The organism is Roseburia sp. AM23-20 (genome assembly GCF_003470905.1).
GTDB classification, from domain to species: Bacteria; Bacillota; Clostridia; order Lachnospirales; family Lachnospiraceae; genus Roseburia; species Roseburia rectibacter.
The window spans coordinates 1-3,108 of the sequence record NZ_QRHS01000058.1 but is presented as its reverse complement, the minus strand read 5'-3'; the positions used below and the strand labels follow the sequence as shown (position 1 = coordinate 3,108).

Genomic DNA, 3,108 nt, shown 5'->3' with positions numbered 1-3,108 from the left:
GATTTGCCCCGGCGACGGGAAACCTGATGTACTGTATGCCGCAGAAGGGAACAAAAACAGCATTATATATAGGAAATGGAGATGAGGCGCAGGGAATAGCGACAGGGTGTATCCGTACTAATGGAAGCACCTGTGAGGGGACGGGAAGTCCCGAGAAAAAAAGTTTCCGGTCAGAGCACGGAAAAGGAATGGATCTGTATCCGCAGCGAATGGGATTAGATGGCGGGGAGACAGGAAAGATTACCTTTGAGGATGAAACAGGGACTACCATAGAAAGTAATGGCGGACTGGTCCTGATGGCAAAGGAAGGAATCCGGTTGGAGAGTATGACCGGGATTGCGATGCAGGGAATGTCGGATATTATGGCACTGTATTCAGAAGGGGCGTCCAGTCTTTGTGTGAATGGCAGTGTGGACATGCTGGGGAAGATGACAGGCCTGGCGGGGACAGTATATCAAAAGTATGATCCGTTTGAGGACGCACCTCAGGAGGGTGAATTTGACTGGGGAGGATTTGCAAGAAATCTTGTCATGGGGCTTGCTGTAGGAGCTGCCTGCATAGCTTTAGCTGTATTTTTGCCGGGGATAGGAACAGTTGCTGCGGGTGCATTGTTTGGTGCAGGAATGGGAGCAATTTCAGCATCAGTTGTAGGAGCGGTGAATGATTACTCCAGTGGAAATGTCAGAAGTCTGGGAGAAGCAACTAGAGATATGGTGATTTCCATGGTTACTGGGGCTATTACTGGCGCAATTGGTGCGGCATTTCCAGCATTAAATTGGGTTGGAGAAGGGCTGGTAGATCTTGGAAGTGGCGTACTGACTAGAGGAATGTATGCGCTTGTTGATTCCAACATGTCTATAGAGGAGAAACTAGCGTATGCGTTTGACTGGAAACAGATGGGGGCAGATTTCCTTACTGGTGTGGCAATACACTTTGTATTTAAAGGCATAGATGAACTAAGGACTGGTAAAAAAACGGCATATCGTGGTCAGTATTCATTTGATATGAACGGAAATGAGGTTTCTTGCATATCTGATTTTTATGACATTGAAAATTTGGCAGCTATAGAGGATGCAAGATTTTATAATGAACCTACATTTTATAAGGTAGAAGTTGGTGGTAATCAAAGTGTATATGTTTCGACAGGGAATATAAGGCAAAGTCAATTTGCGGAAATTGTAAATCAATCTTCTGGAGATATTTCAATAGTTTCTGGTATGCATGGAGGACCAGATGGATCATTACTGAGCGAGTATAATGGTGTTTCGGGAAAACAATTATTGAACGAAGATTTAAAAGTATGGGGGGATTCACTAAATATAAAAATATACGATGTAAGTAAATTGAGCTCAGAAGAATTGAAATCAGTTATAAAATCAAGTGACATTACAATATGTGGTTGGTGTTTTAGCGAAAGAAGCAAATTATTATTAGAAGCACTTGGTTGCTTATAACGCGAAATGATAGATACTTTTCTTTTGGTGAGTGCTATTTTATGTTAAATTATATAAATATCTGATTTGTATACGAGGAGAGAGAATAATGAATTCTGATATGACAAAGTATTGTTATCAACATTTTGAAAATGCATACAATATTGGGTGGAATGTAAATTTTGATAGTACAGTGGAAAGTAAAGAGACATTTGATTCAATATTCATAGAAAAGCTGACTTTATATTGTGAGAATCCATTAAATAGCGATTTGAATGGTGTATGTCGTGAAACAGAGATTGATGGGAAAAAGTATGTAAAAGGGTTTGGAGAAATACGCATCATTGATTTAAAAAAGAAAATAAGATATGCGGCGCCAAATGTTATTATAGATGATATATTAAATGGAAAATATATACCGCCAATAGAATTTGTCGATGCAGTTTTAACAGGACCGACTTTTGATTCTGAAGAATATCAGGAATTTTATTTAAATTATTCGGAAAAAAACTTTTGGGGAGAAAACGAAGAAAATTTAAAAAAAATAGTTAAGGTATTGGAATTGGCAGGAGATTTTGAAGGCTTTAAAGATTATATTTTGAATAACGATTTGATAAATATAGTTGTCCCTAAAGGTTCGTTACTTAATTATACAATCACAGAAGGGAAAGAAAAGGAAGCACTTTGGCTTATTGAAAATGGTATAGATATTAATGCTTTTGACGGTTTGGAACTTATGACGGCAATAAAAAAGAACAACAATATAATTGCAAAAAAATTAATAGATGAAGGTATTGTTATTAACAGTAGAGAGATGAAAGATAATCCTTTAGTTAGTGCGATTCGTTTTTCAAATGCCTTTCTTGTAGAGGAACTTATGAAAAATTACAGGAATTTGATAGTAACTTATTCAAACGAATATGTAAGAAATTGTAGTGTTTTAGATATTGCTGAAAGAACGAAAAATGAAAAAATAATAAATATAGTTAAGAAGTATTTAGTATGATCTATTGATGTTAATATAAATTCAAAAAAATTGATAATAGTTGTTTTTCAGGTTTAAGTTCGTAAGAGAATAATAATTTTTTGATATGTTTATAAGTTTGGAGAACCAGTGACAACTGATATTCCAATGTTACGTGATGGAACAGTTTATGAAGTTTATATTATAAGAAAAAATGGTGATTGTAGTAAAAATGAAATTAAAGCGATTGAGAAATTATGTAATGTAAATTATATCAAAGCGAGGGTAAATTGGTAGACAAAGTGTTTTTATTGCGGAAGGGGACGCATATAAGATGAAAGATTTGACCCAAGCAATATCAATTTATGAAGTAAGACCTTGGTACTCATACTAATATATTTTACCTGCTTCGTTAGGTCAGGAAGAATAGGAGAGGCTTATGGCAGAAGGATTACAAAGGAGAATTGAATATTCCGATTTAAAATTTATCAGTTCCTTTGCCATGGAAAAGATCCTTGATTTTCAGACATGGGAGGTTCCAGGGGAACATGCCAGAGGAAACTTTCGACTTCTGTTGTCAGAAAATGAGATAGGCATAAACAGCATGAATGCACCCATACAGCTTTTGGGGCAGGGGAATACTGCGGGAGCGTTGTTCAGCGGATATCCGGAAAAGGTGGAAATCAAAGAAGAAAGAGGATACAGGATTGC

The 3,108-nt window shown here is 36.7% G+C and carries 2 protein-coding genes and 2 pseudogenes; all 4 read left to right on the top strand.

From position 1 onward, the window contains the following. Positions 1–1,454: pseudogene (locus tag DW650_RS19195) on the top strand (hypothetical protein); the annotation flags it as partial. Between the two features lie 88 nt (positions 1,455–1,542). Next, positions 1,543–2,439, top strand: a complete 897-nt coding sequence (locus tag DW650_RS19190; RefSeq protein WP_009860918.1) for a DUF7919 family protein — start codon at positions 1,543–1,545, stop codon at positions 2,437–2,439. 108 nt (positions 2,440–2,547) lie between these two features. Next, on the top strand, positions 2,548–2,694 hold the full coding sequence (locus tag DW650_RS19835) for a hypothetical protein (RefSeq protein ID WP_009860917.1): 147 nt from the start codon (positions 2,548–2,550) through the stop codon (positions 2,692–2,694). Between the two features lie 142 nt (positions 2,695–2,836). Beyond that, positions 2,837–3,108: pseudogene (locus DW650_RS19185) on the top strand (hypothetical protein); the annotation flags it as partial.